The following is a 23,857-nucleotide window of genomic DNA, read 5'->3' as shown; positions in this document are numbered from 1 at the left end:
AATAAGCCTCCTATTGATAATGTCGCATAAACAGGTCTTCAAGTGTTGGCGGTGTAGCTTCAAGTTTCTTTACTCCATAAAGTAAGAGTGTTTTTAGAATTTCATCTATTGCATCTGAATCGGCTTGAAATGTCGCTTCATTCTCTTTAATTTGTAAATCATGAACAGAAGATAATTCTTTTAAACCAACAGCTTCTTGCTCCATTTCAACTTTATACTGATATCTGGTCAAATGTCGTAAGTCATCAAGTGTGCCTGTTTCAACAATCTCTCCTTTTCGGATCACCGCTACCCTATCAGCTAATTTTTCAACTTCTGATAAAATATGACTTGATAAAATAATTGCTTTACCAGCAGCTTTTAGTTCTTTTACTTCTTCTTGAAAAACGGCTTCCATAAGCGGATCCAAACCACTCGTTGGCTCATCAAAAATATAGAGCTCAGCCTCAGTTGCTAAAGCAGCAATGAGCGCAATCTTTTGTCGATTTCCTTTAGAATAAGAGCGCACTTTTTTCTTAGGATTTAAATCAAACTTTTTAATTAATTGGTCTCGTTTTTCTTGATTGATTGCTCCATGAAGTTTTAAAAATAAATCAATCGTTTCTCCGCCAGATAAATTTGGCCAAAGGTAAACATCCCCTGGAACATAAGCAATTTTTTTATGAATCTCAATTGAATCTTGCCAGACATCCTTACCAAAAATTTGAACTTTTCCTTGGGTCGCTCGAATGATTCCAAGCAAAATTCTAATTGTTGTTGATTTCCCAGCACCATTAGGGCCAATATAGCCAAGAACTTCTCCAGCATTTACCTCAAAAGAAACATCTTTTAAGGCTTGAAATTGACCAAAGTTTTTTTGAAGTCCTTTTACCTCAACTAGCTTATCCATCTTTCTTCCTCCTGAATTTTATCCTCTATTATCATAAAATGTACTGAATCATTACTTATAGTTCATATTGTACGCTTACATTTGAAATAGTTCAAGAAAAAAGCTATAATTTTTGATAGTAAATACCCAATCCAATCAAGTTGAAAGGAACTTTTATGAATCAAACAGAAAAAAAGAAAAAAGCGATTCTAGAAACCACTTTTCACTTATTAAACCAAAAAACAATTAGAGAAATTACCGTTGACGAAATTGCACACAAAGCGGATGTTTCAAAAGTGACACTCTTTAAATATTTTCATAGCAAAAATCAATTGATTAACCAGGTTATTAGGCAAAATCTCAATCAATTGTCTTTGGAAATTAAAACTCTTATTGAAAGTAATTTAGATTTTAATCAGACTTATCAAGCAATTCTTCAATTAAAAATTCAGCAACTTGAACATTATCAGCCGATTTTTTCAGAAAACATGATGACTCAATATACAAATAGCCCTGAATTACTAGATGATGATGCCCTTTTTTTACAAAAGCAGATTTATCTATTACTTTTTCAAAAAGGCCAGACGGAAGGAAAAATTTCTAGTGATTATAGCCAAGAAGATTTTCTCCTGATTTTAAGTATTTTCAATTCAGGAATGAAAGGTTTATCAATGAATTTACTTATAGAAAAAGCTGAAATCATTTCTCGTTTTTTCCTCAATGGGTGGAAATAAGAGAAAGTATAAAAAAACTAGCAAGAATATCTAGCTAGTTTTTTTAATTCTCAATTTTTCTTAACTCATTAGCTTGCTCAACAAGTTTTCTAAGTCGGTGATTTACTCCAGACTTCCCTAAAGGTGGTTCAAGCAACTCTCCCAACTCTTTAATTGTTGCTTCAGGATTTTCTAGACGTACACGAGCAATTTCCTTTAAATTCTCTGGAAGTTGTTCTAATTCTTTTCTCTCATTAAGAAATTGAATAGCATTAATTGCTTCTTGAGCCGCCATAACTGATTTAGCAATATTAGCATTTTCAAAATTGGACTGCCGATTAGCTAAACCACGCATTTCACGCATAATCTTCGCCTCTTCAAATTTTAATCTTGCTTTCATCGCTCCAATTAAAGTCAAGAAATCCATTATTTCTTCAGCTTTTGATAAATAGAGTATCCAGCGATTTTTCCTTTCAATAACGCGCGCATTTAAACCAAAATCTCGAAAAATTTCTTGTAAATCTTCCGCATGTTCCTGATAGACACTAGCAATTGATAACTGATACTCACCTTTTTCAGGATTATGGAGAGAGCCTGCCGATAAAAAAGCACCTCGTAAATAGTCCTTTTTGATAAATTCATCATTTTTAACAAATTCTGGCACACCATTATCCAACATCAACGAATCTGCTAAACTTAATTCATCTAATAATTCACTCGCACCCTCAGTTATAAAAAACGTATAAACCCGATTTTTAGAGAGCGTAGTCTTTTGATGAACACGAATTTCAGCATGAACATCGTAGAGTTCTCTTAACATTTGATAAATATATTTAGCAGTTCCAGCATTTTCAGTCGTAATCGATAAAGTTAATCCATTAAAAATACCCACAGAGCCATTCATTCTGACAAGTGCCAAAAGTGCTCCAGTTGTTGCTAAATTACTTGTTAATTCTTTTTTTACATCACTTGTGAAACTCATAATTCTTTCTATACAGGACAGGATATTTTTTCCTGCTCTATTCTTTCTGTCAGACTTTTTTCTTATAAAAATTTACTGACAAACATTCTGTCAGTAAATTATTTTAATGTCTAAACTCTTGCCTTTGTGAAATTGCAACAATTTCTTTAGCAACAGCTTCACCATTATGAAAGGCTCCGCCGTCACGAAGTTCAAGGAAGTTATTAGAGATAACGTTGACCTCTTCTGCTTTTAATGCCTCAAAATCATGGTCAACTTGAACCAGATATTCATCAAATTTATTCGTATTCATGTATTCTTCAGGAACTTCTTGAATATTCACCAAGACAGTATCGATCACTTTTGTCCCAATATGTTCATTTAATACTCGAACATGGTCAGCATCTGAAAAATGCTCTGTTTCCCCACGCTGAGTCATGATATTACAAACATAGACGATTTTAGCCGAGGTTTTCCAAAGAGCCTCACAAATTTCTGGAATAACGATATTAGGTAAAATCGAAGTAAAAAGTGAACCAGGTCCCAAGACAATGGTATCTGCTTCCATAATTGATTTCACTACATTTTTGGACGCAACTGGACTATCACCACTAGCTGTTTGAGTTAAATAAACATGGTCAATCAATCCCTTATAGCTAGCAATATGACTTTCACCTAAGACCTCATGACCATCCTTAAAAACAGCATGTAAGGTCAACGCGGCATCAGACGAAGGATAAATTTTCCCTTCCACATGAAAAAATTGAGCTAATGTTTGAATTGCACGATAAGTTGAACCCTGCATTTCAGAAACTGCTGCAATAATTAGATTACCCAGAGGATGACCAGCTAATTCACCATCAGATTTATCAAAACGATATTGTAAAATATCAGCATAAAACTTGGGCATATCTGACATGGCAATCAATACATTACGCAAATCACCTGGCGGTGCAATATTCACCGCTGAACGAATTCGCCCAGAAGACCCACCATCGTCTGCCACAGTTACAATAGCCGTTAAATCAATTTTTTCTTTACGAAGTGCTTTTAAGACAACTGGAATTCCAGTTCCTCCACCAATAACTACAACTTTTGGATTGCTCATGAACGATTTACCGTTTCCTTTCTACGGTCTTTATCTCTATGACTGACATTGAGATGCCATTTATCCTTCAAAGCCGAAGAGACTCTTTCAGCAAAAGCAACCGACCGGTGTTGACCACCCGTACAACCAAAAGCGATTGTTAAAACCGATTTACCTTCTTTTTTATAAGCTGGAAGAATTGGAACTAACATTTTCATCAAATTTTCATAAAATTCTTCCGACTGTGGATGTTCCATAACATAGTCATAAACTTCTTTATCTGTTCCATTTTTATCACGTAATTCAGCAATATAATGCGGATTTGGCAAGAAACGGACGTCAAAGACTAAATCGGCATCTAAAGGCAAGCCATACTTAAATCCAAATGACATAACTTCAATTCTAAATGTAGATTCCGTACTAGAAGCAAATTTTTGTAAAATTCTTGCTCGAAGATTTCTTGGAGTCAATTCGCTTGTATCAATAACCACTTCTGAAAGATTTTTTAAATCAGCTAAAATTTCACGTTCTTTAGTAATTCCATCAAGCGTTCTACCATCAATAGCAAGAGGATGACTTCTTCTAGTTTCCTTATATCTTGAAACCAATTCAGTATCATTTGCATCTAAAAATAAAAGTTTGAAATTAACAGACCCGTTATCCGTCAATTCAGTCACAATACTTTGAATATCTTCAAAGAAAGCGCGTGAACGCATATCGACAACCAAGGCAACTTTATCAATCTTATTATCTGGTGTATTCAAAAGGCCCACAAATTTTTCAATTAAATTTGGTGGCATATTATCTACCGTGAAATAACCCATGTCCTCAAAGGATTGAATGGCAACCGTTTTACCTGCCCCAGACATCCCTGTAATAATCACAATATTGAGTTTATTCTCCATTTCTCTCCTCCATTTTCATCCTACTCTTTTAAATTTTTTCTTCAATAAGTCTTACTACTTCAATTTTTAATAATAGGTATCAGAGCATTGGTGCAATTAAACGAGCTAAACCTTCTTTAAAACGAACTAACTTAGAACGTTCTTCATAACGCTCTAAAGTTAATGGACGGCTCAATTTCAAATCCTTCATAAAATCATTTCGTAATTTTTGAGAAATGTCATAATCATAGATAACAACATTGGCCTCAAAACATAATTGCAAACTTCGATAATCTAAATTAGCCGACCCAACTGAGGCATACTCTCCATCAATAATCAATGTTTTAGAGTGAACAAATCCATTTTCGTAAGTATAAACTTTCGCGCCATATTTAACTAAATCAGCAGCATGGAAATAAGTCGCCCAATAAACCAGTGGGTGGTCCGGCTTATTTGGAATCAATAATTTAACCTGTACACCCGATAATAATGCTAATTTTATAGATTCATGTAAAGCATCAGACGGAATATAATAAGGGGTTTGAATGATAATCTCTCGCTCTGCACCTGAAATCATCTTCATGTAAGTTAATTTAATTTGCTCCTTGTCCTCATCTGGTCCCGAAGTTACAAGTTGAGTCGCTACATGGCCTTCAACAATCGAATCTGGGAAATAAGGCTCTCCCTCGGTTACTTCAAAATGATGTTGAGAATTCCAGTCTAAAATAAAACGATGTTGTAGGCTATAAACAATATCACCAGTCAAACGTAAATGATTATCACGCCAATAACCAAATTTTTTTGTAATTGAAGCATATTCATCACCAACATTAAATCCTCCCGTATAGCCAATCACACCATCAATCACAACGATTTTACGGTGTAAACGATAGTTTGTTCGTGGATTAACTAAAGGCATAATTAATGGAAAAAATTGCGCTACATGCCCACCAGCCTCCTGAAGTTCTTTAAAATTAGACATTTTTGTTTTATTTGAACCCCAAGCGTCAATTAAAAGTTTAACTTCCACTCCTCGTTTTGCAGCTGCAAGTAAAGCTTCATAGATTTCATGACCCATTCGATCCATCCGAAAAATATAATATTCCATATGAACGTGATGTTTTGCTTTATTAATATCATCAATCAGAGCATTAAATTTCTGACGTCCATCATTGAAGATTTTCACACCAGTATTTGTTGAAATAATTGATTTTTCTTCAACATAAAGCATATGAATCAACTGACCAATTACATGATTTTGTCTCATTTTTTTAATAAATAATCGATCTGTGTAAGATTTTTCAGCATGTTCCAATTGTTTTTCAAAACCCAACTGAAACCTTTTTCGGTCTTTAAAAATACGATAATGTGAAATGCCACGTCCAATGAGTAAATATAAAATAAAGCCTATGATAGGCAGTAAATTAACTACAAAGAGCCATGACCAAGTTGCCGCTGTTGATTTTCTTTCCCTAAAAATAATGACAAAGGATAATATAACATTAAGGAAAAAAAGCGCCAGCTCAAAAAGTGCAATAAAACTCAAAATAATCTCTCCCAATCCCCCAGTTTACTTCCTCTATTATATCAAAAAAAGCGGTATTAAACCGCTCTTATTATTCTCATTCATTTTTATTTTGCTTTTTTCAATGCACCAAATAATAGGCCTGAAACAATTGCGCCAATCAAGATGAACAAGAGATAAAGTAAAGGATTGTTTGTCAAAGCGAGAACGAAGACTCCACCATGTGGTGCCATCAATTTAATGTTTGCCATACCAGTCAAACCACCAGCTACTGCTGCTCCAATCATAAATGATGGAATTGCGCGTGCGGGGTCAGATGCACCAAATGGAATTGACCCTTCAGTGATGAATGAAAGCCCCATAACGATATTTGTCAAACCAGCATTGCGTTCTTCTTTAGTAAATTTATTTTTAAACAAGATAACAGCGACTGTAGTTGCAAGTGGTGGAACCATCCCACCAGCCATAACGGCAGCCATTGTTACTGAACCACCAGTTGAAACTGTTGCTGCTAAAGTACCAGTTGCAAAGATATAAGCAGCTTTGTTAATTGGACCGCCAAGGTCAATAGCCATCATTCCACCAACAACTAAACCAAGTACAAGGGCAGATGCTCCTGATAGACTCGCTAAGAAGTTAGAGAGACCGGTATTAATTGCTGCCATTGGGATATTGACAAAGAGCATTAGGAAACCTGTAATAAATGTTCCAACTAATGGATAAATCAAGATAGCTTTAATTCCATCAAGTGAACGAGGAAGTTTTGCAAAAGCTTTACGTAAAAGGATAATGACACCACCGGCAAGGAAACCACCAACTAGGGCTCCTAAGAAACCAGACGGAATCATTTTAGCAGGATCTAAATGACCAAATGCAAGACCAGAAGATGCCATAGAACCAGCGACAAAACCAGCAACTAAACCAGGTTTATCAGCAATAGAGTTGGCAATGAAACCAGCTAGAACAGGTAACATAAAAGCAAAAGCTGCACCACCAACATTTTTAAAGTAAGCTGCTAAAGGATGATAAACTCCTAGATTAGCCAATTGACTTTGAGGAACTCCCATTGCTTGGTCAATCAAGAAAGCAAGAGCAATAAGTATCCCACCACCAACAACGAATGGAAGCATTGCAGAAACCCCACCCATTAAGTGTTTATAGAATGCTTTTCCTAATCCACCAGATGCTTCTTCTTTTACTTCATCAGATCCGTCTGCTTCATAAATTGGTGCTTTACCTGAAAGTGCACGATTAATTAATTCTTCCGTATCTCGAATGGCATGTGCAACTGGAACTTGAACCATTTCTTTACCAGCAAAACGATTCATTTCAACTTTCTTATCCGCAGCTACAATAACAGCATCTGCTTTTTGGATATCAGCTGCACTTAATTTATTATCAATTCCACGCGCACCATTAGTTTCAACTTTAATTCCAACGCCCATTTCCAGGGCTTGTTTTTTAAGCGCTTCTTCAGCCATATAAGTATGAGCAATACCCGTTGTACAAGCCGTTACAGCTACAATATAATGTTCAGCATTTTCAACAGTCTTAATTTCTTCTTGTTTTTCAGAAAAAAGCTGAATGACCTCTCTTGGATACTCAACTTTTCTCAAACGATCTTGGAAACCGTCTTTAAGAAGATAAGTGGAAAGTTGTGCTAAAGCTTCCAAGTGAGTATCATTAGCACCGTCTGGTGCTGCTATCATGAAGAAAAGATTGACAGGTTGTCCATCTAATGCGGCGTAGTCAACACCAACTTTTGATTTTGCAAAGAGAACGACTGGCTCATTAACCGCTATATTTTTACTGTGAGGCATTGCAATTCCGTCACCAAGTCCAGTTGAAGTCTGTGCCTCACGTGCCATAATTCCTGCTTTAAAAGTTGCGAAATCATTGACATATCCTTCAGAAACTAATTTATTGACCATTTCATCAATAACGGCTTCTTTGCTAGTTGCTTGGAGGTCAAGAATCATAACCTCTGTTTTAAGTAAATCTTTTATTTCCATCATTTCACCTCTGAAATATTAACTTTTTTATAAATTTCTTCCAAAAATGCTCGGCTTGGCATATCATCTGAGAATGCCTTTGAAGTTCCACAAGCGATTGCTTGTCTAAATGCTAATAGTGGGTCTTTAGACTGGCTATATTCAGCTAAAAATCCTGCAACGGTCGAATCACCAGCACCAATAGAATTTTTTAACTCTCCTTTAATCCCTTGAGCAAAATAAACTTTCTCATTTGTAAAGAGGAGTGCTCCATCACCAGCCATTGATACGATAACATTTTGAGCACCCATTTCTAAAAGTTTTTGACCATAAGGAATGATTTGCTCATTATTTTTGAAGCTTGTTTCAAAGATTGCTTCTAGTTCTTCTCGGTTTGGTTTAATGAGTAGGGGATTAGCAGGAAGCGAATCAAGTAATTTTTGACCATCAACATCCATGACAAAAGTTGCTTTTTGCTTTTGTACTTTAGCAATCAAACGCTCATAGAAATCTTCACCAAGACTTTTAGGGATTGTACCTGCAAAGACAACGATATCATCTTCTTTCAAATGATCAAATTTTTCAAGAAAATGATTAATTTCACTTTCTTGAAGTTTTGGTCCAGCCGCATCAAGACTTGTTTCGTTTTCCTGACTTTTCAGCTTGACATTAATTCTTGTCAAATCTTCTATTTCTGTGAAATCCGAATCAATCTGGTTCTCATTTAAGAAATCTTTAATATATTGACCAGAAAATCCACCTAGAAATCCTAGTGCCTTGCTTTTGGCACCTATAAGACTTAGCATGCGGCTTTCCATAATTCCTTTACCACCTGCTGAAACCTGTGTTTTCCCTGTTCGATTCACCTCACCAAGTGCTAACTCTTCATAATTCATGAAGTAGTCAAGTGCTGGGTTGAGTGTTACTGTATAAATCATAATTCTCCTTTATGTAAGACGTAGGTTTTACAAATACTAACTTTTAGTGAAATTTTTTTCACACGATTCATTTAAAAACAAACGCTAATTGTTCTCGGTAATTAATTCAACTTCTTCAGAATTAGCAAATTTGACAAAACTCATTTGTCCTAATTTAGAAGAGTCGGCTAATATGAAAGCATTCTGACTTTGTTTGACTGCTAGTCCTTTTATTGCTGCCTCTTCATGGTCTGGTGTCATTGCTCCGTGTTCATTGTCAAAGCCGTTAGCTCCAACAAAAGCACTATTGAATTGATATGCAGAAAGTTGTTCTAAAGCCTGACTCCCAATAATTGCATCTGTTACCTTTTTCACTCGTCCACCGAGCAGATAAACGATCAATCGGTCATCTGTTAATTTCGCCAAATGACTGACAGAGTTGGTTACAATCGTTAAATAAAGATGAGATTGATTGATAAATTCAGCTAAGATACCGGTTGTAGTCCCAGCATCTAAAAAAATAATATCTCCATCTTTAATTTTCGATAATGCTTTTTGAGCGATTTCTTCTTTTTCTTGAATGTTTTTGGAAGTTTTTTCGGAAATACTTAATTCTTCCGATAAGTCTTGTGTAAGTTCTGCACCACCATGAACTCGTCTTAAAGATTTTTCTTTTTCCAATTCGTTCAAATCTCGTCTAAGTGTTGATATAGAGCAATCCATTAATGTAAGAAGTTCTTCAATTGTTGCTCTTCTTTTTAATTTTAGATAGTCAACAATCCGTCTTTTTCTTTCATTTGCTAACATTTCCATCTCCTGAATTCGTTTACAAAAATCATTATAACACCTTTATCTTTCAAAATCAATCATTAACTATCATTTTCTTCCAAAAAAATTCAAAAATAAAAAAACTATCTATTAATAGTTTTTATTTAAAGTGTTCAAGTAATTGATGAGCGCTTTCCAAATAGTAGTCAACAGCAACTTTTAGAGTTTCATCTTGAACGACCATATCAGCAAAATGAAGTCCAGAGGCCCCTTGTTCATTTGAACCTATAAAAGCAAAGACACTTGGAGCTTGCTTTTGATAATTAGCGAAGTCTTCCCCCGCACTTGATGGCTCTGGATATACCACTTTATCATGCCATTGCTCGGTTCTTTTCCTGATAACATCTGTCAACTCGAAATCGTTAAACGTGAGGTCCGCTTCCATTAACCATTTAATCTCTAGTTCAACATCATAAGCTTTTGCAGTGGCTTCGATAATTTGGCTAAATTTTCTCTTAGTTAAAGAACGTACTTCATTGTCAAAAGTTCGTATTGTCCCTTCTAAGCGAGCATTGTTTGGTAAAACATTCCAAGTATTTCCGGCTTCAATGTGTGTGACAGATACAACAGCAGCTCTCAGTGGTGAAATATTTCTAGAAACAATTTGTTGTAGATTTTGAACGATCGCAGCACTAGCTAAAATCAAATCTTGACCTTCTTGCGGATATGCCGCATGACTTCCTTGACCTTTTATTAAAATTTCAAAACGTTCAACGGCTGCCATTACTCCACCCTTACGTAAGCCAATTACTCCAGCTGACAAAGTAGGCATATTATGGTAGCCAATAAAAGCTTGAACATCTGAAACTAATCCTGTTTTTAGAATTTCTTTGGCTCCTTCGCCAATTTCTTCGGCAGGTTGAAATATGAGTTTGATTGTCCCACTAAGCTGACTTTCCTTCTCTTTTAGAATTTTAGCAGCTCCTAAAAGACTAGTCATATGTAAGTCATGACCACAAGCATGCATTGCTCCTTTGTTTACAGATGAAAATTCTAATCCTGTTTCTTCTAGAATAGGCAAGGCGTCAATATCTGCTCTTAGCGCTATAATCGGTTTTCCAGAGCCAATTTTTGCAACAAGTCCTGTTTTAAGCTGACTATCCATTATTTCAATTTGCCAATCTGCTAATTTTTGACGAATAAATTTTGTCGTTTCAACTTCTTTTTCTGATATTTCGGGATGAGCATGAAGATAATGTCTAATTTCAACAAGCTCTTGGTATAAATTTTCTTCAATCATAAGAATAATTGTATCAAAAATAGCGAAGGCTGCTCCTTCGCTATTTCTTGTGACTTCATTTAAATTTTAAATCAGACCCGCATCTTCTAAAAGTTCTTCAATATATGTCCCTTTGATTTTCTTAAGTCCCACTTTGAGCGCTTGTTTTTTAATAAATGAGAGCTCTAAATCTTCTAATTTTTGCTTATCTGATAGATAGTAGGCTGAACTTGCTAAAGTTCGTAAATCATAAGCTGAAGCATAGACTTCCGGAACACCGCGATCAAAATTTAATAATTGATAAACAGCTTCCATCGCAGTTCTGACTGAATACTCGGTTGTAAAGACTGTATCACGCTCAGTTTCCGCAAAATTTCCTAAAAACGCTAAATTGACTGATTTTTCAGGTACTACAAGAGGCCGATCCCCTGGTTCACGAAGCATGAAATAAGAAGTAATGAAAGGCATATATACTGGGATTGTATTAGTATTTTCTTTAACAAATGCTTCAATTTCTTCTTCTGGCATTCCTAAATGATAAAGTAATTCTTGAGTAATTTCTTCGCCTGTACAATCTTCAATTGGTTTTTTGATATAGTTCCCAGGTGTATTTGAAAGAAGACCATAAACCCAAGTTACTGTTTCTTGGTCATTTTGTTCTTTAAAATGAGGTTGGCGGTGAGTTGTAAATGAAAGGAGCCAATTTGAATCTTTAACAGTAATAATTCCTCCTGTGACAACTTTTCCTGAACGCAATTGACGATGTGTTAATTTTTCAAAATAAGGTTGAATCTTTAAATTTTTCCAAGTGACAGTTGCTGATACAACCCAAGCTTCTTTTGGAATGTCCTTACAAAAAACATCTGGATGTCCAAATTCTTCTGATTGTTTAGCTAAATTTTGCCAGAGTTTCCAAGAGCCACCAAGTTCACTAGTTTTTGGAGCGGCTTGTGTTGGTGAACCTTGAGTTGAACTTTCTGTAATTGAACCATTTGTGACAAAAACTAAGTCATTTTCTGTCAGTTCTTTTATTTTTTTGTCAGCAAATACAATAGCTTTTGCTACCTTTTTGCCATTTGAAAAGTCAACTTCAACATTTTCAACCTGTGCTCCATATTTAAAATCAACTCCATGATCTTTTAAGTATGAAATTAATGGTTTTACTAGCGATTCATATTGATTATATTTTGTAAATTTTAGGGCAGAAAAATCAGGTAATCCCTCAATATGATGGATGAAACGCATAATGTAACGACGCATTTCAATAGCTGAATGCCATTTTTCAAAAGCAAACATTGAACACCAATAAAGCCAAAAATTTGATTCGAAGAACTCATCAGTAAAGCAATCTTCTATTGTTTTACCTACAAGTAGTTCTTCTTTAGTCATGAACAATTTGATTATTTCTTCTTGAGCTTTTGGACTTAGGGTAAATTTTCCATCGTCATCAGCCCGTTCACCACGATTATGGATAATACGACAGTTAGATGAATTTGGGTCATCCCGGTCAATTCGATAAAACTCATCTAAAACAGATGCATCGTCCACTTCTAATGACGGAATTGTTCGGAATAAGTCCCAAAGACATTCAAAATGGTTTTCCATTTCACGTCCACCACGAACAACGAAACCATCATGTGGAATAAATGAACCGTCAAGAGAACCTCCTGACAACGATAACTCTTCTAAAATATGAATACGGTCTCCTGACATTTGACCGTCACGAATTAAAAATACTGCTGTTGCAAGCCCTGCAAGGCCTGCCCCAATAATGTAAGCTGATTTTTGATCAACATTTTCTGGTTTTCTTGGGTGAACGAAAGCTTCATAATTTCCATTTGTATAACGCATAATAATTAACCTCCTCTAATCTAAACAACATCAGTTTGACTAAATTTTTAGTCTCTTTACTTTTAATTCTCCTCCAATCTCTTACTAATTTCATCATAGTACAAGAAGAAAATGATTGCAAGAATCTGAAATAGTTTTTAGACAACATGTCTATTTTGTCCAATTTTTATAAAAAAAAGCACCGACAAAAGAATCAGTGCTTTTATAAATTATTATTTGCTTTCTTCAAAGTCACCATCAAATGTATTATCATCTTTCGGAGCTTCTTGAGCATCAGTTGCTTGTCCAGCTTCACCTTGAGCTGCATTTGCTTGTTCATAAAGTTTTACAGCAAGGTTTTGAGCGATTTCAGAAAGTGTTTCTGATTTAGCTTTGATATCATCAATATCTTCACCTTCAAGCGCTTTTTTGAGTTCTTCTTTAGCGTCTTCAGCTTTTTTAACTTCAGCTTCTTCTACTTTTCCTTCAAGATCTTTCAAAGTTTTTTCAGTTTGGAAAACTAAAGCATCAGCTTCATTACGTGTATCAACTTCTTCTTTACGTTTTGCATCAGCGTCAGCATTTGCTTCAGCATCTTTCATCATTTTATCAATTTCTTCATCAGAAAGACCTGAGTTTGATTTGATAACGATTGTTTGTTCTTTTTGTGTACCAAGGTCTTTAGCTTTAACAGAAACAATACCATTTTTATCAATATCAAATGTTACTTCGATTTGCGGAATACCACGTGGTGCTGCAGGGATATCTGTTAATTGGAAACGACCCAAGGTTTTGTTATCAGCTGCCATTGGACGTTCACCTTGAAGTACATGAATATCTACAGCGGGTTGATTGTCAGCAGCAGTTGAGAAGACTTGTGATTTAGAAGTTGGGATAGTTGTATTACGGTCAATCAATTTTGTGAAGACACCACCCATTGTTTCAATACCAAGTGAAAGTGGAGTAACGTCAAGGAGAACAACATCTTTAACGTCACCAGTAATAACACCACCTTGAATTGCTGCACCCATAGCAACAACTTCATCAGGGTTTACTGATTTATTTGGTTCTTTGTTTGTTTCGTGACGAACAAGTTCAACAACAGCAGGGATACGAGTTGAACCACCAACCAAGAGAACTTCGTCAATATCAGAAGTTGACAAGCCAGCATCAGAAAGGGCTTGGCGAACTGGTTGACGTGTCGCTTCAACAAGATCATGTGTCAATTCATCAAATTTAGCACGAGTCAAAGCCATTTCCAAGTGAAGAGGGCCAGCAGCACCAGCTGTGATGAATGGCAAGCTGATTTGAGTAGTTGTTACACCTGAAAGGTCTTTTTTCGCTTTTTCAGCGGCATCTTTCAAACGTTGCAAAGCCATTTTATCTTGGGCAAGGTCAATTCCGTTTTCTTTCTTGAATTCGGCAACCATCCAGTCAATGATTTTTTGGTCAAAATCATCACCACCGAGTTTGTTGTTACCAGCAGTTGCAAGAACATCAAAGACACCATCACCAAGTTCAAGAATTGAAACGTCGAATGTACCACCACCAAGGTCAAATACAAGAATCTTTTCATCTTTATCTGTTTTATCAAGACCATAAGCAAGAGCTGCTGCTGTTGGTTCGTTAACGATACGTTCTACTTCAAGACCAGCAATTTTACCAGCATCTTTAGTTGCTTGACGTTGAGCATCATTGAAGTATGCAGGTACAGTGATAACTGCTTTTTCTACTTTTTCTCCAAGATAAGCTTCTGCTGTAGCTTTCAAGTTTTGAAGAATCATTGCTGAAATTTCTTGTGGTGTGTATTCTTTACCATTTGCAGAAACTTTTTCAGATGTTCCCATTTTTGATTTAATAGAAATAATTGTTTCTGGGTTAGTTACCGCTTGACGTTTTGCAGCGTCACCGACAATGATTTCACCATTTTTGAAAGCTACAACTGAAGGTGTTGTACGATTTCCTTCTGGATTTGGAATAATTTTTGATTCAGTTCCTTCAAGAACTGCTACTGCTGAGTTTGTTGTACCAAGGTCAATACCGATAATTTTAGACATATTATTAAATCTCCTTTATTTCTTATTACTTATGAATAGTTTAAAGACTTTGCGGTCAATTTATTTTTTAATTTACTGTGCTACGACAACCATTGCTGGACGAAGTAAACGTTCGTGAAGTTGGTAACCTTTTTGGAAAACTTGCACGATGCTGTCAGCTGGATGTTCATCATCAGCTGGGACAGTTTGAACAGCCATGTGAAGATTATGGTCGAAGCTTTCATAAGAAACTTCTTCAACGCCTTCTTCTTTAAGCGCTGAAATCAAGCTTTCTTGGACCATTTCAAGGCCTTTTTTAACATCATCCGTTAATCCTTCAACAGCAAGTGCACGTTCAAGATTATCTAGTGAAGATAAGATTTTTTTTGCTAAATCTTGTGAACGATATTTGATAAGTTGCAAACGTTCTTCATTTCCACGACGTTGTACGTTTTGCATTTCTGCAGAAACGCGAAGGAATTTATTTTCCCACTCAGTCGCTAACTTTTGTGCTTCATCAAGTTCGTTAATTTCTTCTTCAACAATATCCTCAAGTGCTTCCTCTGTTAACTCCTCAGTCACTTCTTCATCAACTTTTTCATTTTTGATTTCTTCTTTAGTTTCTTCGGACATAGGCCCTCCTTTTTTAAATAACTTTTTTATCATTTACTAATTTCATAATGGTTACCATCAAGATAACGATAATAGTCACTCAGCTTCATAGTTAAAACTTTAGCAACTAAGTCAAGAACTGATAACGTCCTTTGATAATCCATTTCTACAGGTCCAACGACTGTTAGAGTACCAAAACCGCGATATGGAATAACAAATTTTTGCGAAATAATCGTTAAATTTTTCATGTATTTTTCGTCATTGTCAAATTTAACGGCACGCATTTCATCGTTATTAGTGATTTCGCGAATTTCATGAAGCATCCGTTCATCATCGCTAAAGAGTTTATATAATTCTGCAAGATTGTCAGTTGCATAATCAAAGATATTTTTACGCCCAGCGACGGTCAGCCGTTCTTTGAACAAATCATCAAAAATTGATTCAAAGAGTTGGAGAACTTCACTCGTAACTTTGAAATAACGCTGAACAATCTGGGGAATCTCTGTTCGTAAAGTATAGTGAATATCAATCACTTTTTTACCAACCAGACGTTCTTTAACTAGATTACTAAAGACTGCTAAATCAGCTTCGGTCATCGATTTTGGAAGAATAAATTGATTTGTTCTTACTTCACCAGTCCCTAATGTTATAACTGAAAGTACTGAATGACTATCCAGCATGACCATTTCAAATGAAACTAATTGTTGGTCACGTTGAGGAGCATTAAGAACAAAGCTTGTCAAACCAGTGAGTTCTGATAAACTTTTAGCTGCTGTTTTAAACAGGTCAGATAGGCGATAAAAATCACCATCAAAAGCTTTCATCACTTTAAATAAGTCATTTTGACTAAATTCATCTAACTGGATGACATTTTCTACAAAATACTTATAACCTGAAACACTTGGAACACGTCCACTTGAGGTGTGTTCTTTTTGAATCAAGCCTAGTTTTTCCAAAACTTTCATGTCGTTTCGGATTGTAGCGCTAGAAGCTTGAATACTATCAAGGAGCGACTTTGAACCGATTGGCGTATGCTCTTTGGCATAAAGAGAAACAATCAAATTTAAAATTTGTCTTTGACGTTCTGTAATCATGGCTACTCCTTTCTCCACAGATAGGAAGTTTTGCAAAACTTCTTTCGCAAGCTCTAAAATTTCTTGAGCTTTTGACTTCTGTTTAGTATCTACAAGCTTTTTTCTGTTTTAGCACTCTTCATCTCTAAGTGCTAACAAATTTATTATAACCCTTTGTTTATACCTTGTCAAGCAAAAAGACATAAAAATTAGCACTCTTTTTATTAGAGTGCTAATTTGATTTATAAAAGATTGGAATCTTTGGATGTTTGCCAAATATTCATGACTGTAATTACCATTACAGCAATGACAAAGAGGCTTTCATACTTTACTTCATGTTGAATGAAAAGTATGGCATAATCTATAATCAAAAGTGCCGAAATAATTTCTAAAAGTATAAAAGTAAAACGCCAAAATTTCAATAATAGAAAGATTAATAAAGCAAAAATCAATAAATAGATTAAACTTTGCCAACTCGTAATTGTTGACGAAATTTTAGTCGTTAATGTTTTTATATTTGTCGATAAGTTATTAAAAAATTGACTAAAGAAATTATTATGAACAAGGAGAACTTTAATCATTTCCGAGACACTGTAAATAAATAGAGCAACATTAACATAGAGTAGAAGTCTGGTTCGGTTTAGCATGAATTCATTTCCTTTATGCTGGTAATAGTTTTAGATATTCTTCTAAAGTAAGATTGTGTTCGGTCATATATTTAGCATTTTCTAAACCAACATATCTAAAATGCCAGTCTTCATAGCCAATTCCTGTCTCTGCCTTTTTCCCTTCTGGAAAACGAAGAACAAATCCATATTTGGGAGCAATTGCTGCAACTTGTTTTGCATATTGACTCTCATTCAGGCTATCAATATTACTCATATCAATCGCTAATCCTGTTTGATGCTCTGAACTTCTTGGTGGCTGAGAATAAGTTTGCACATTTTTTATCGCTTCTTCTTCTGAAATTGGATTTCCACTAGAATTTACTGTTCCTTGACCATTCATTTCTGCTTGGACATAAGATTGATAAAGCCCTTCTTGATATGAGACTGACCGATAACCTGAGATTAAATGTTCAGCTGGTGATATTTGTTGGGCTGCTGCTAAAAATTGTTGAACCGCTGATGCTATCCTTTGATCAACTTGAATCCCATTTACGGTTGCCAGTGTTGGGTTCATTTCATCTTTAGGTGATTTTCGACTCACCAATACTAAATCCCAATCTGATTGTTTAGCGTCAGGTAAATCTTTTTTCTTTGCCACCTCTTTAGATGACGAAATACTTGTTTTTTTAGCTGATTCGTTTGTTGAATTTGACTTATCATTGGTGATTAAAATAAATCCTAAAGCGCCAATGATTAAAAGAACAAGCACGATTAAACTAAATATTATTCTTCTTTTCATTTTTTAGCTAACTTTTCACTCCCTATTTCTCGATAAGACATGTCTCCGACTTTTCCAATGGTGAATTTTCCATCCTCAAAACTTAAATGAGTGACAGAACCATTATCAAGACCATGTGGACGAGGGAGTTCTGGGTGAGCGAGTTTTACAAAAGTTCCAATGGTCATTCCATGGCTGACAATAACAATATTTTTAGCCCCTTTTGCTTCAGATTCCTTGGCAATATCTGTAAAACCATCCATGATACGTCCTGAAAGTTTTTCCCAAGGTTCAGCCCAGCCAGCCGTATCAACTTCAAAAATCGCATTAGCAATTACTTCATCTGGAGGAAATTCGTCGGTATGATGATTTCCAGTTTCGGTAAATATTCTTGGTAAAACGCCATCAAAAAGTTCTCCGTCATAGCCACCATCAAATGAACCAAAACACCACTCACGGATTCTTTTATCATAAGTGTATGGAATTCCTTCATTATCAGAATTAGCCAAGATAAAACCCATTGTTTGGATTGTACGTCCAGAATCAGATGAATAAGCTCGGTCAAATTTAATGCCTTTTTCTTTGAAGCCTAGACCAAGTTCAATAATTCCTTGTTCTCCTGCCGCAGTTAAAGGTGTATCAGACCAACCTTGCGCTCTGCCAATTGTATTAAACATTGTCTTTCCATGTCGAACTAAATAAATATTTACCATTTCTACTCCCCTTTTTAATGATTCTAACAAAAAATTACGATAGGATATTTCTATCTATATAGAAAATTACAGCCATTCCTGTTTAATTGTAAAGTAGGAACCTCTTATCTCACCTGCGAGTTTTGAACGTTGGCGTGCAAATTTGAATTTTCCCTCAAGTTCTTTGGGGATTTCCATACCCACTGACAACTTTATTCCAACTGCCCGTTTTGGTTTCTTGCCCTCTTGTCCAACTTTTTCATAGAGTAGATTTAAAACCATACCATCTTCGTAATAGAATTCAGGCCAATAGAGTTCATCATTTTCATAGATAGCAACTTCGAGTATTTTTGCTGAAAATTTTAAATTACGTTCTTCAAGTAAAATTTTCTCAAACAAAGCGACTTCGTCGGCTTTTTCATGAGCTGGATATGTGAGATACTCAAATTTATACTTATTCCAAAAATAACGTGCTTCATTAGCTCGTAAACCTGCTAAAGCATCAGCTACGGGCGAAGTTTCCAAGCCAACTGTTTCTACATCTTTAAAATTCACTTTGTAAGCCATAAAATAACCTCCGTATTTTTTCACTTCTTCTATTATATCATTTTTGGAAGCGCTCATCATTTTTTAGAAATATTTAGGAGCTGAATTATAAAAGTATTTTTAGTTTTTAAATGAATGAATTGGTGCTGGAATTTGACCGCCACGAGCAATAAAATCTGCTGACGATGCTTTGTTTACTCGCATAACTGGGGCTACACCGAAAAGTCCACCAAATTCAATTTGTTCGCCTTCTTTGCCCATTGGAATAATCCGTACTGCTGTCGTTTTTTGATTAATGACCCCGATGGCGGCTTCATCAGCAATCATTGCTGCAATGGTAGATGCCGGTGTTTCTTCAGGAATTGCAATCATATCCAAGCCAACTGAACAAACACAAGTCATGGCTTCTAATTTTTCAATATTCAATGCCCCAGAATTGACAGCGGCAATCATTCCTTCGTCTTCTGAAACTGGGATAAAGGCTCCTGAAAGTCCACCAACACGTTCAGCTGCCATAACTCCGCCTTTTTTCACGGCGTCGTTAAGCATTGCAAGAGCGGCTGTTGTGCCATGAGTCCCAACAGTTTCAAGTCCCATTTCTTCCAAAACGCGTGCAACCGAATCGCCAATTGCTGGTGTAGGTGCAAGTGATAAATCAACTATTCCAAATTCAACATTAAGTCTTTCTGAAGCCATTTGACCAACAAGTTGACCAATTCTTGTAATTTTAAAAGCTGTCTTTTTAATGGTTTCGGCTAAAATATCAAAAGATTCTCCGCGGACTTTTTCAAGAGCACGTTTAACTACACCTGGTCCTGAAACTCCGACGTTGATAATCGTATCTGCTTCCCCAACTCCATGAAAAGCTCCTGCCATAAATGGATTGTCTTCAACGGCATTAGCAAAGACAACAAGTTTGGCATTGAGCCATTTATCACCTTTAGACATGATTTTTATGGTTTCACCCATATCTCGAACTGCTGTCATATTAATACCTGTTTTAGTTGAACCAACATTTACCGAAGCACATACGCGCTCAGTTGCTGCTAGTGCTTTAGGCATTGATTTAATCAAAATTTCATCACCTTTTTGATAGCCTTTTTGCACAAGAGCAGAATAGCCACCAATAAAGTCGATGCCAATCTCTTTTGCTGCACGATCCATCGCAAGAGCAAGTGGTGTGTAATCATCAGCAGCTGTTGCTGCTCCGATAATTGCAATGGGTGTTACAGAAACACGTTTGTTTACAATTTTAATACCGAGTTCATGTCCAATCTCGTTACCTACTTCAACAAGTTTTCCTGCTTTTTTGACAATTTTTTGATAGATTTTTTCAGCTGCTTTATCAATATCAGCATCGATACAATCAAGAAGACTGATTCCCATTGTTATTGTGCGAATGTCGAAATTTTGTTCTTCAATCATCGCAATTGTTTCTTTGATATTTTGAATATCCATTATTTAATTTCCTTAGTTTTGATTAAAATTTTACTGACAGAAATTTTTTTCGTGCTGTCAGTAAAAATACTTTTAAATAAAAGTCATTTATTGGCTAATTTTTTTTCTGTCAGTAAATTATAATTTGTGCATGGCGTTAAAAATTGCTTCATTTTGAACATGAATATTGACACCCAAGGCTTCACCTTTTCTTGAAAGTTCTGCTTGAAAGGCTGAAAAATCACTATTTTGTGTTTCAACTACCATCATCATGGTAAAAGCTCCACTCATCAAGGTTTGTGAAATTTCAATGATATTTGCTTCAAGTTCTGCTAATGTTGCTGTGACTCCAGCAACAATCCCAATTTTATCTGCTCCTACTACTGTTACAACTGCGCGCATTTTGTTTCTCCATTCAAATTTTTATCCTATTATAACATTTTTATTTAAATTTTCAGTCAATTTTCTTGTCAGTAAAATAAACTTTTGCTGACAGCTCTGTCAGTCAAAATCATTCATGATTTATTGGCTAGTTTTTGCTATAATCAGCTTATCATGACTTTAACAACTTTTTTTAATTTTACACGTATTCAAACCTTGCCCGCAGCATTATTATCACCGATTGCTGGCTGTCTTTTTGCCTTTTGGTACTTTGGAAGTTTTCATTTTTGGCCTACGCTTCTATTTTTTATTGGTTTAGCAAGCATTAATCTTTTTGTTTCGGCTTGGAATAATCTGATGGATTATCAAAAAGCACTTGATCCTGAGTATAAGAAATGGAATATTATCGTTGCTAAATCGATTAATCCTAAACTTGCTTTAAACATTTGTTTGGCACTTTTAGCGATTGATGTAGTCGTTGGACTCATTGTTCTTTCCTTGACTAATCTTGCGATTTTACCAATTGGTGGACTTTGTTTCTTAATTGCTATTTTCTATACTTATGGTCCTTTTGCTTTTTCTCGTTTTCCTTTGGGCGAAATTTTAGCGGGTCTTTGCGAAGGGTTCTTTGGTTTTTTCCTTGCTGTCTATATTAATTCTTATGATAAAGGCTATTTTTTCATTAATTTTGACAGGAATTGGTTCATGACATGGACTTGGGACTTTAAAATTCTTTTACCAATCCTTCTAGTCGGTCTGATGTGTTTCGTTCAAAATTTTAATATTATGTTTTCTGATAATATTTGCGATTTAGAACAGGACATTCGCAATGAGCGTTATACTTTACCTTATTATCTAAAGATTCCACTCAGTTTAAAAGTATTTACTGGACTATATTTATTTGCTGGACTTTGTATTTTAATTGCCATTGCTTTGGGAATTTTACCAATTTGGTCATTATTAATGAGCATCATTGCCCTGAAAGTTATTCCTAATATTAAAAAATTTAGAGCCAAACAAAGTAAATCAGAGACTTTCCACCTTCAAATTGACAATCTGATGTTATTTAATGCTTCTCTTGCCCTTACGTTGTTACTGGGAATTATTTTTAAGTAAAATAAAAAAGCGCTAAGCGCTTTTTTTACTTTTCCAAAGAGAAATCCATGACGACCGGCTGGTGGTCCGATGATTTGAATTGGTTATCAATGGTTTGTATTTTTAAGTCTTTTATATTATTTGAAACAAGAAATCCGTCAATAATTCCAAATGTATTTTTGGGATTTTTCTTATCATAAGCATAATCAAGTGAACGAACTGTTGGTGCATTGGTTGGTGCGACCACTCGCATTCCTTTTGTCAAATTTTCCGTGGGAAATTCCTTCATCCATGTTAATTCTGGATGAGCTTTACCAGCTAGGGCATGGTTATAATCAGCCCCACAAATGACATAATCTCCTTTAGAAACATACTTTTTCATCTCATCAAATAAAGTCAATAATTGTTGTTTTTGAATTTTTTGGTCAGTAATAAATGCTGACAGATGTGTATTAAAGATTACGAATTTTTTATCTGAATTCTTAATTGGCAAAATACTGACAGAAAAAGCTCGATCTAAATCAAAAAATTTATTAAAATTAGTTTCGATAGGCAACTTATATCTTGTTGAACTTTCAATTTCATATTTAGAATAAGTCATAATTCCAGATTTAGCTTTTCCAATTGGCTTGGTCACCGGATAAAAAAGATAGGCTGAATCGTAATTCTGTGTCAGAACACTGGTATAATCGGAAAGACCAGCACGAACCATTTGAGGTTCATTTACTTGTTGGCTGCGATCTCCTTGCCAATCAATTTCTTGAATATTTCCAAAGTCTGGCTTCTCTTTATTAATAAGTCTGATATCTTCTTGAATTGCAGATTTGACAGCAGATTTACTATAAGCTCGCACATCATCCCCACCATCCATGAAAAAATTGAAAGAAGGAGGGTAAGACCCATAACCGATATTAAAAGTCATCATTTTATAGGTTTGCCCCAGCTCAACTTGCTGAGTTTGAGGATTTTTAATTGTCTGCTTCATATCATTAGGAAGGCGATGATATTGTGCATAAACATAGATGACATAAGACCCAATAATCAGAGCAAATACTAAAATAATGCTGACAAGGATTTTTCCAATTAACTTTAAGCGATTTTTCATATTATTCACTAAATAATTCTAGGAAAATTTACTGACAGCCACTCCTAAACAGTCTGTCAGTAAAATATTTATCCCAAACTTATTTACTTTCTTCAATCATTTTTAAAACTTCTTGTGTTGAGCGAACTCGTCCAAGGCGTGGGAAAATTCCCTCAACAATTCCTTGATGGAGTTGTCCATTAAAATCTGTCATTGCATCTTCAATAGCAATAACTTGATAACCATGCTGGAAAGCTTCACGGGCCGTAGTATCACAACCGATAGTTGTAGCAATTCCAGTCAAGAGGATTTCATCAATTCCACGACGACGTAATTGGACATCTAAATCCGTGCCGTAAAATGCGCCCCAGTTATGTTTAGCGACATGAATGACATTATTATATTCTTTATCATAAGCTTCAGGCATGACAAAATCAGCAAAATCTGCCGGAATTTGTCCTTGTGCAACAGCTGGATTGTCAGTTTTTGGTTTTAAAGTTTCGCCACCATAGTTTTTGACGTGAACAAAAACAATTAATGCGCCTGTATTTTTTAAACTTGTTACAAGTTCTTTATTTTTGGCTAAAACCTCTTGCGCAGAATAAGGAGCAAATCCCTCACGCCCTGCAATTCCTTTTTGTAGGTCAATAATAACCAAGGCTGTTTTTTCTAAATTTAAAGTTGTCATATTT

General features: G+C 35.4%; 23 protein-coding genes. 2 read left to right on the top strand and 21 right to left on the bottom strand.

What is annotated here, in order from left to right; translation table 11 throughout:
- Positions 1 to 10: 10 nt before the first annotated feature.
- Positions 11 to 889: an ABC transporter ATP-binding protein gene (locus AB6B24_RS02725; protein ID WP_311802538.1), complete on the bottom strand. Its 879-nt coding sequence runs from the start codon at positions 887 to 889 to the stop codon at positions 11 to 13.
- Positions 890 to 1,044: 155 nt separating this feature from the next.
- On the opposite strand from AB6B24_RS02725, the gene AB6B24_RS02720 reads away from it, so the two are divergent.
- Positions 1,045 to 1,602, top strand: coding sequence for a TetR/AcrR family transcriptional regulator (locus tag AB6B24_RS02720; protein ID WP_311802537.1), 558 nt, complete (start codon positions 1,045 to 1,047; stop codon positions 1,600 to 1,602).
- Positions 1,603 to 1,645: 43 nt separating this feature from the next.
- Here AB6B24_RS02720 and whiA read toward each other — a convergent pair whose 3' ends face one another.
- The 18 genes from whiA to AB6B24_RS02630 form a co-directional block, all read right to left on the bottom strand.
- Positions 1,646 to 2,563, bottom strand: a complete 918-nt coding sequence (whiA, locus tag AB6B24_RS02715; RefSeq protein ID WP_369164124.1) for a DNA-binding protein WhiA — start codon at positions 2,561 to 2,563, stop codon at positions 1,646 to 1,648.
- 103 nt (positions 2,564 to 2,666) lie between these two features.
- Positions 2,667 to 3,650 carry a YvcK family protein gene (gene yvcK, locus AB6B24_RS02710; protein WP_010905658.1) on the bottom strand — a complete coding sequence of 328 codons (984 nt, stop codon included), beginning with the start codon at positions 3,648 to 3,650 and terminating at the stop codon, positions 2,667 to 2,669.
- Positions 3,647 to 4,534, bottom strand: coding sequence for an RNase adapter RapZ (gene rapZ / locus AB6B24_RS02705; protein ID WP_047206334.1), 888 nt, complete (start codon positions 4,532 to 4,534; stop codon positions 3,647 to 3,649). The genes yvcK and rapZ overlap by 4 nt, the downstream gene beginning before the upstream one ends.
- A gap of 79 nt (positions 4,535 to 4,613) precedes the next feature.
- Positions 4,614 to 6,059, bottom strand: coding sequence for a cardiolipin synthase (cls, locus tag AB6B24_RS02700; RefSeq protein ID WP_311802536.1), 1,446 nt, complete (start codon positions 6,057 to 6,059; stop codon positions 4,614 to 4,616).
- 86 nt (positions 6,060 to 6,145) lie between these two features.
- On the bottom strand, positions 6,146 to 8,050 hold the full coding sequence (locus AB6B24_RS02695; RefSeq protein WP_311802645.1) for a fructose-specific PTS transporter subunit EIIC: 1,905 nt from the start codon (positions 8,048 to 8,050) through the stop codon (positions 6,146 to 6,148).
- On the bottom strand, positions 8,050 to 8,967 hold the full coding sequence (pfkB, locus tag AB6B24_RS02690) for a 1-phosphofructokinase (RefSeq protein ID WP_311802535.1): 918 nt from the start codon (positions 8,965 to 8,967) through the stop codon (positions 8,050 to 8,052). Before pfkB ends, AB6B24_RS02695 begins: the two co-directional genes overlap by 1 nt.
- Before the next feature lie 84 nt (positions 8,968 to 9,051).
- Complete coding sequence (locus AB6B24_RS02685) at positions 9,052 to 9,753, bottom strand: DeoR/GlpR family DNA-binding transcription regulator (RefSeq protein WP_047206337.1); 702 nt, start codon at positions 9,751 to 9,753, stop codon at positions 9,052 to 9,054.
- A gap of 121 nt (positions 9,754 to 9,874) precedes the next feature.
- A complete protein-coding gene (locus tag AB6B24_RS02680) occupies positions 9,875 to 11,014 on the bottom strand; it encodes a M20 peptidase aminoacylase family protein (protein WP_311802532.1) in 1,140 nt (379 codons plus the stop codon).
- 66 nt (positions 11,015 to 11,080) lie between these two features.
- Positions 11,081 to 12,844 (bottom strand): oleate hydratase, encoded by a 1,764-nt coding sequence (locus AB6B24_RS02675; protein WP_369164121.1) that lies wholly within the window; start codon positions 12,842 to 12,844, stop codon positions 11,081 to 11,083.
- 212 nt (positions 12,845 to 13,056) lie between these two features.
- A complete protein-coding gene (dnaK, locus tag AB6B24_RS02670) occupies positions 13,057 to 14,880 on the bottom strand; it encodes a molecular chaperone DnaK (RefSeq protein WP_311802529.1) in 1,824 nt (607 codons plus the stop codon).
- Between the two features lie 72 nt (positions 14,881 to 14,952).
- Positions 14,953 to 15,492, bottom strand: a complete 540-nt coding sequence (grpE, locus tag AB6B24_RS02665) for a nucleotide exchange factor GrpE (RefSeq protein ID WP_012897593.1) — start codon at positions 15,490 to 15,492, stop codon at positions 14,953 to 14,955.
- A gap of 29 nt (positions 15,493 to 15,521) precedes the next feature.
- Positions 15,522 to 16,565: a heat-inducible transcriptional repressor HrcA gene (hrcA, locus tag AB6B24_RS02660; RefSeq protein WP_015426234.1), complete on the bottom strand. Its 1,044-nt coding sequence runs from the start codon at positions 16,563 to 16,565 to the stop codon at positions 15,522 to 15,524.
- A 221-nt stretch (positions 16,566 to 16,786) separates the two neighbouring features.
- Positions 16,787 to 17,191 (bottom strand): hypothetical protein, encoded by a 405-nt coding sequence (locus AB6B24_RS02655; protein ID WP_017864407.1) that lies wholly within the window; start codon positions 17,189 to 17,191, stop codon positions 16,787 to 16,789.
- 13 nt (positions 17,192 to 17,204) lie between these two features.
- Positions 17,205 to 17,951: a D-alanyl-D-alanine carboxypeptidase family protein gene (locus AB6B24_RS02650; protein WP_311802525.1), complete on the bottom strand. Its 747-nt coding sequence runs from the start codon at positions 17,949 to 17,951 to the stop codon at positions 17,205 to 17,207.
- Positions 17,948 to 18,643 (bottom strand): histidine phosphatase family protein, encoded by a 696-nt coding sequence (locus tag AB6B24_RS02645; RefSeq protein WP_003130927.1) that lies wholly within the window; start codon positions 18,641 to 18,643, stop codon positions 17,948 to 17,950. The genes AB6B24_RS02650 and AB6B24_RS02645 overlap by 4 nt, the downstream gene beginning before the upstream one ends.
- 66 nt (positions 18,644 to 18,709) lie before the next feature.
- Positions 18,710 to 19,189 (bottom strand): hypothetical protein, encoded by a 480-nt coding sequence (locus AB6B24_RS02640; protein ID WP_058220042.1) that lies wholly within the window; start codon positions 19,187 to 19,189, stop codon positions 18,710 to 18,712.
- 99 nt (positions 19,190 to 19,288) lie between these two features.
- Positions 19,289 to 20,626 carry a PFL family protein gene (locus AB6B24_RS02635; RefSeq protein ID WP_003130925.1) on the bottom strand — a complete coding sequence of 446 codons (1,338 nt, stop codon included), beginning with the start codon at positions 20,624 to 20,626 and terminating at the stop codon, positions 19,289 to 19,291.
- A gap of 117 nt (positions 20,627 to 20,743) precedes the next feature.
- Positions 20,744 to 21,007 carry an ACT domain-containing protein gene (locus AB6B24_RS02630; RefSeq protein WP_003130922.1) on the bottom strand — a complete coding sequence of 88 codons (264 nt, stop codon included), beginning with the start codon at positions 21,005 to 21,007 and terminating at the stop codon, positions 20,744 to 20,746.
- Between the two features lie 153 nt (positions 21,008 to 21,160).
- On the opposite strand from AB6B24_RS02630, the gene AB6B24_RS02625 reads away from it, so the two are divergent.
- Complete coding sequence (locus AB6B24_RS02625) at positions 21,161 to 22,102, top strand: prenyltransferase (protein ID WP_311802522.1); 942 nt, start codon at positions 21,161 to 21,163, stop codon at positions 22,100 to 22,102.
- Between the two features lie 25 nt (positions 22,103 to 22,127).
- On the opposite strand, the gene AB6B24_RS02620 is transcribed toward AB6B24_RS02625, so the two are convergent.
- Both AB6B24_RS02620 and AB6B24_RS02615 read right to left on the bottom strand, forming a co-directional pair.
- Positions 22,128 to 23,186, bottom strand: a complete 1,059-nt coding sequence (locus tag AB6B24_RS02620; RefSeq protein WP_311802643.1) for an endonuclease/exonuclease/phosphatase family protein — start codon at positions 23,184 to 23,186, stop codon at positions 22,128 to 22,130.
- A 79-nt stretch (positions 23,187 to 23,265) separates the two neighbouring features.
- The gene (locus AB6B24_RS02615; RefSeq protein WP_003130916.1) at positions 23,266 to 23,853 is read right to left on the bottom strand and encodes an isochorismatase family protein; all 588 of its coding nucleotides are present in this window, start codon (positions 23,851 to 23,853) and stop codon (positions 23,266 to 23,268) included.
- Positions 23,854 to 23,857: the final 4 nt, after the last annotated feature.

Source organism: Lactococcus sp. AK05 (assembly GCF_041026685.1).
GTDB lineage: Bacteria > Bacillota > Bacilli > Lactobacillales > Streptococcaceae > Lactococcus > Lactococcus lactis.
Note: the sequence above shows the minus strand (reverse complement) of the source record. Positions and strands in the feature narration are given on the sequence as shown.

Coding starts and splice junctions, on each gene's coding strand:
- yvcK (WP_010905658.1), bottom strand. CDS start 3,650: ATGAGCAATCCAAAAGTTGTAGTTATTGGTGGAGGAACTGGAATTCCA.
- AB6B24_RS02640 (WP_058220042.1), bottom strand. CDS start 19,189: ATGGCTTACAAAGTGAATTTTAAAGATGTAGAAACAGTTGGCTTGGAA.
- AB6B24_RS02630 (WP_003130922.1), bottom strand. CDS start 21,007: ATGCGCGCAGTTGTAACAGTAGTAGGAGCAGATAAAATTGGGATTGTT.
- rapZ (WP_047206334.1), bottom strand. CDS start 4,534: ATGGAGAATAAACTCAATATTGTGATTATTACAGGGATGTCTGGGGCA.
- hrcA (WP_015426234.1), bottom strand. CDS start 16,565: ATGATTACAGAACGTCAAAGACAAATTTTAAATTTGATTGTTTCTCTT.
- AB6B24_RS02615 (WP_003130916.1), bottom strand. CDS start 23,853: ATGACAACTTTAAATTTAGAAAAAACAGCCTTGGTTATTATTGACCTA.
- AB6B24_RS02675 (WP_369164121.1), bottom strand. CDS start 12,844: ATGCGTTATACAAATGGAAATTATGAAGCTTTCGTTCACCCAAGAAAA.
- AB6B24_RS02625 (WP_311802522.1), top strand. CDS start 21,161: ATGACTTTAACAACTTTTTTTAATTTTACACGTATTCAAACCTTGCCC.
- AB6B24_RS02635 (WP_003130925.1), bottom strand. CDS start 20,626: ATGGATATTCAAAATATCAAAGAAACAATTGCGATGATTGAAGAACAA.
- grpE (WP_012897593.1), bottom strand. CDS start 15,492: ATGTCCGAAGAAACTAAAGAAGAAATCAAAAATGAAAAAGTTGATGAA.
- AB6B24_RS02620 (WP_311802643.1), bottom strand. CDS start 23,186: ATGAAAAATCGCTTAAAGTTAATTGGAAAAATCCTTGTCAGCATTATT.
- dnaK (WP_311802529.1), bottom strand. CDS start 14,880: ATGTCTAAAATTATCGGTATTGACCTTGGTACAACAAACTCAGCAGTA.
- AB6B24_RS02655 (WP_017864407.1), bottom strand. CDS start 17,191: ATGCTAAACCGAACCAGACTTCTACTCTATGTTAATGTTGCTCTATTT.
- AB6B24_RS02645 (WP_003130927.1), bottom strand. CDS start 18,643: ATGGTAAATATTTATTTAGTTCGACATGGAAAGACAATGTTTAATACA.
- whiA (WP_369164124.1), bottom strand. CDS start 2,563: ATGAGTTTCACAAGTGATGTAAAAAAAGAATTAACAAGTAATTTAGCA.
- AB6B24_RS02695 (WP_311802645.1), bottom strand. CDS start 8,050: ATGGAAATAAAAGATTTACTTAAAACAGAGGTTATGATTCTTGACCTC.
- AB6B24_RS02725 (WP_311802538.1), bottom strand. CDS start 889: ATGGATAAGCTAGTTGAGGTAAAAGGACTTCAAAAAAACTTTGGTCAA.
- AB6B24_RS02680 (WP_311802532.1), bottom strand. CDS start 11,014: ATGATTGAAGAAAATTTATACCAAGAGCTTGTTGAAATTAGACATTAT.
- AB6B24_RS02650 (WP_311802525.1), bottom strand. CDS start 17,951: ATGAAAAGAAGAATAATATTTAGTTTAATCGTGCTTGTTCTTTTAATC.
- AB6B24_RS02720 (WP_311802537.1), top strand. CDS start 1,045: ATGAATCAAACAGAAAAAAAGAAAAAAGCGATTCTAGAAACCACTTTT.
- AB6B24_RS02685 (WP_047206337.1), bottom strand. CDS start 9,753: ATGTTAGCAAATGAAAGAAAAAGACGGATTGTTGACTATCTAAAATTA.
- pfkB (WP_311802535.1), bottom strand. CDS start 8,967: ATGATTTATACAGTAACACTCAACCCAGCACTTGACTACTTCATGAAT.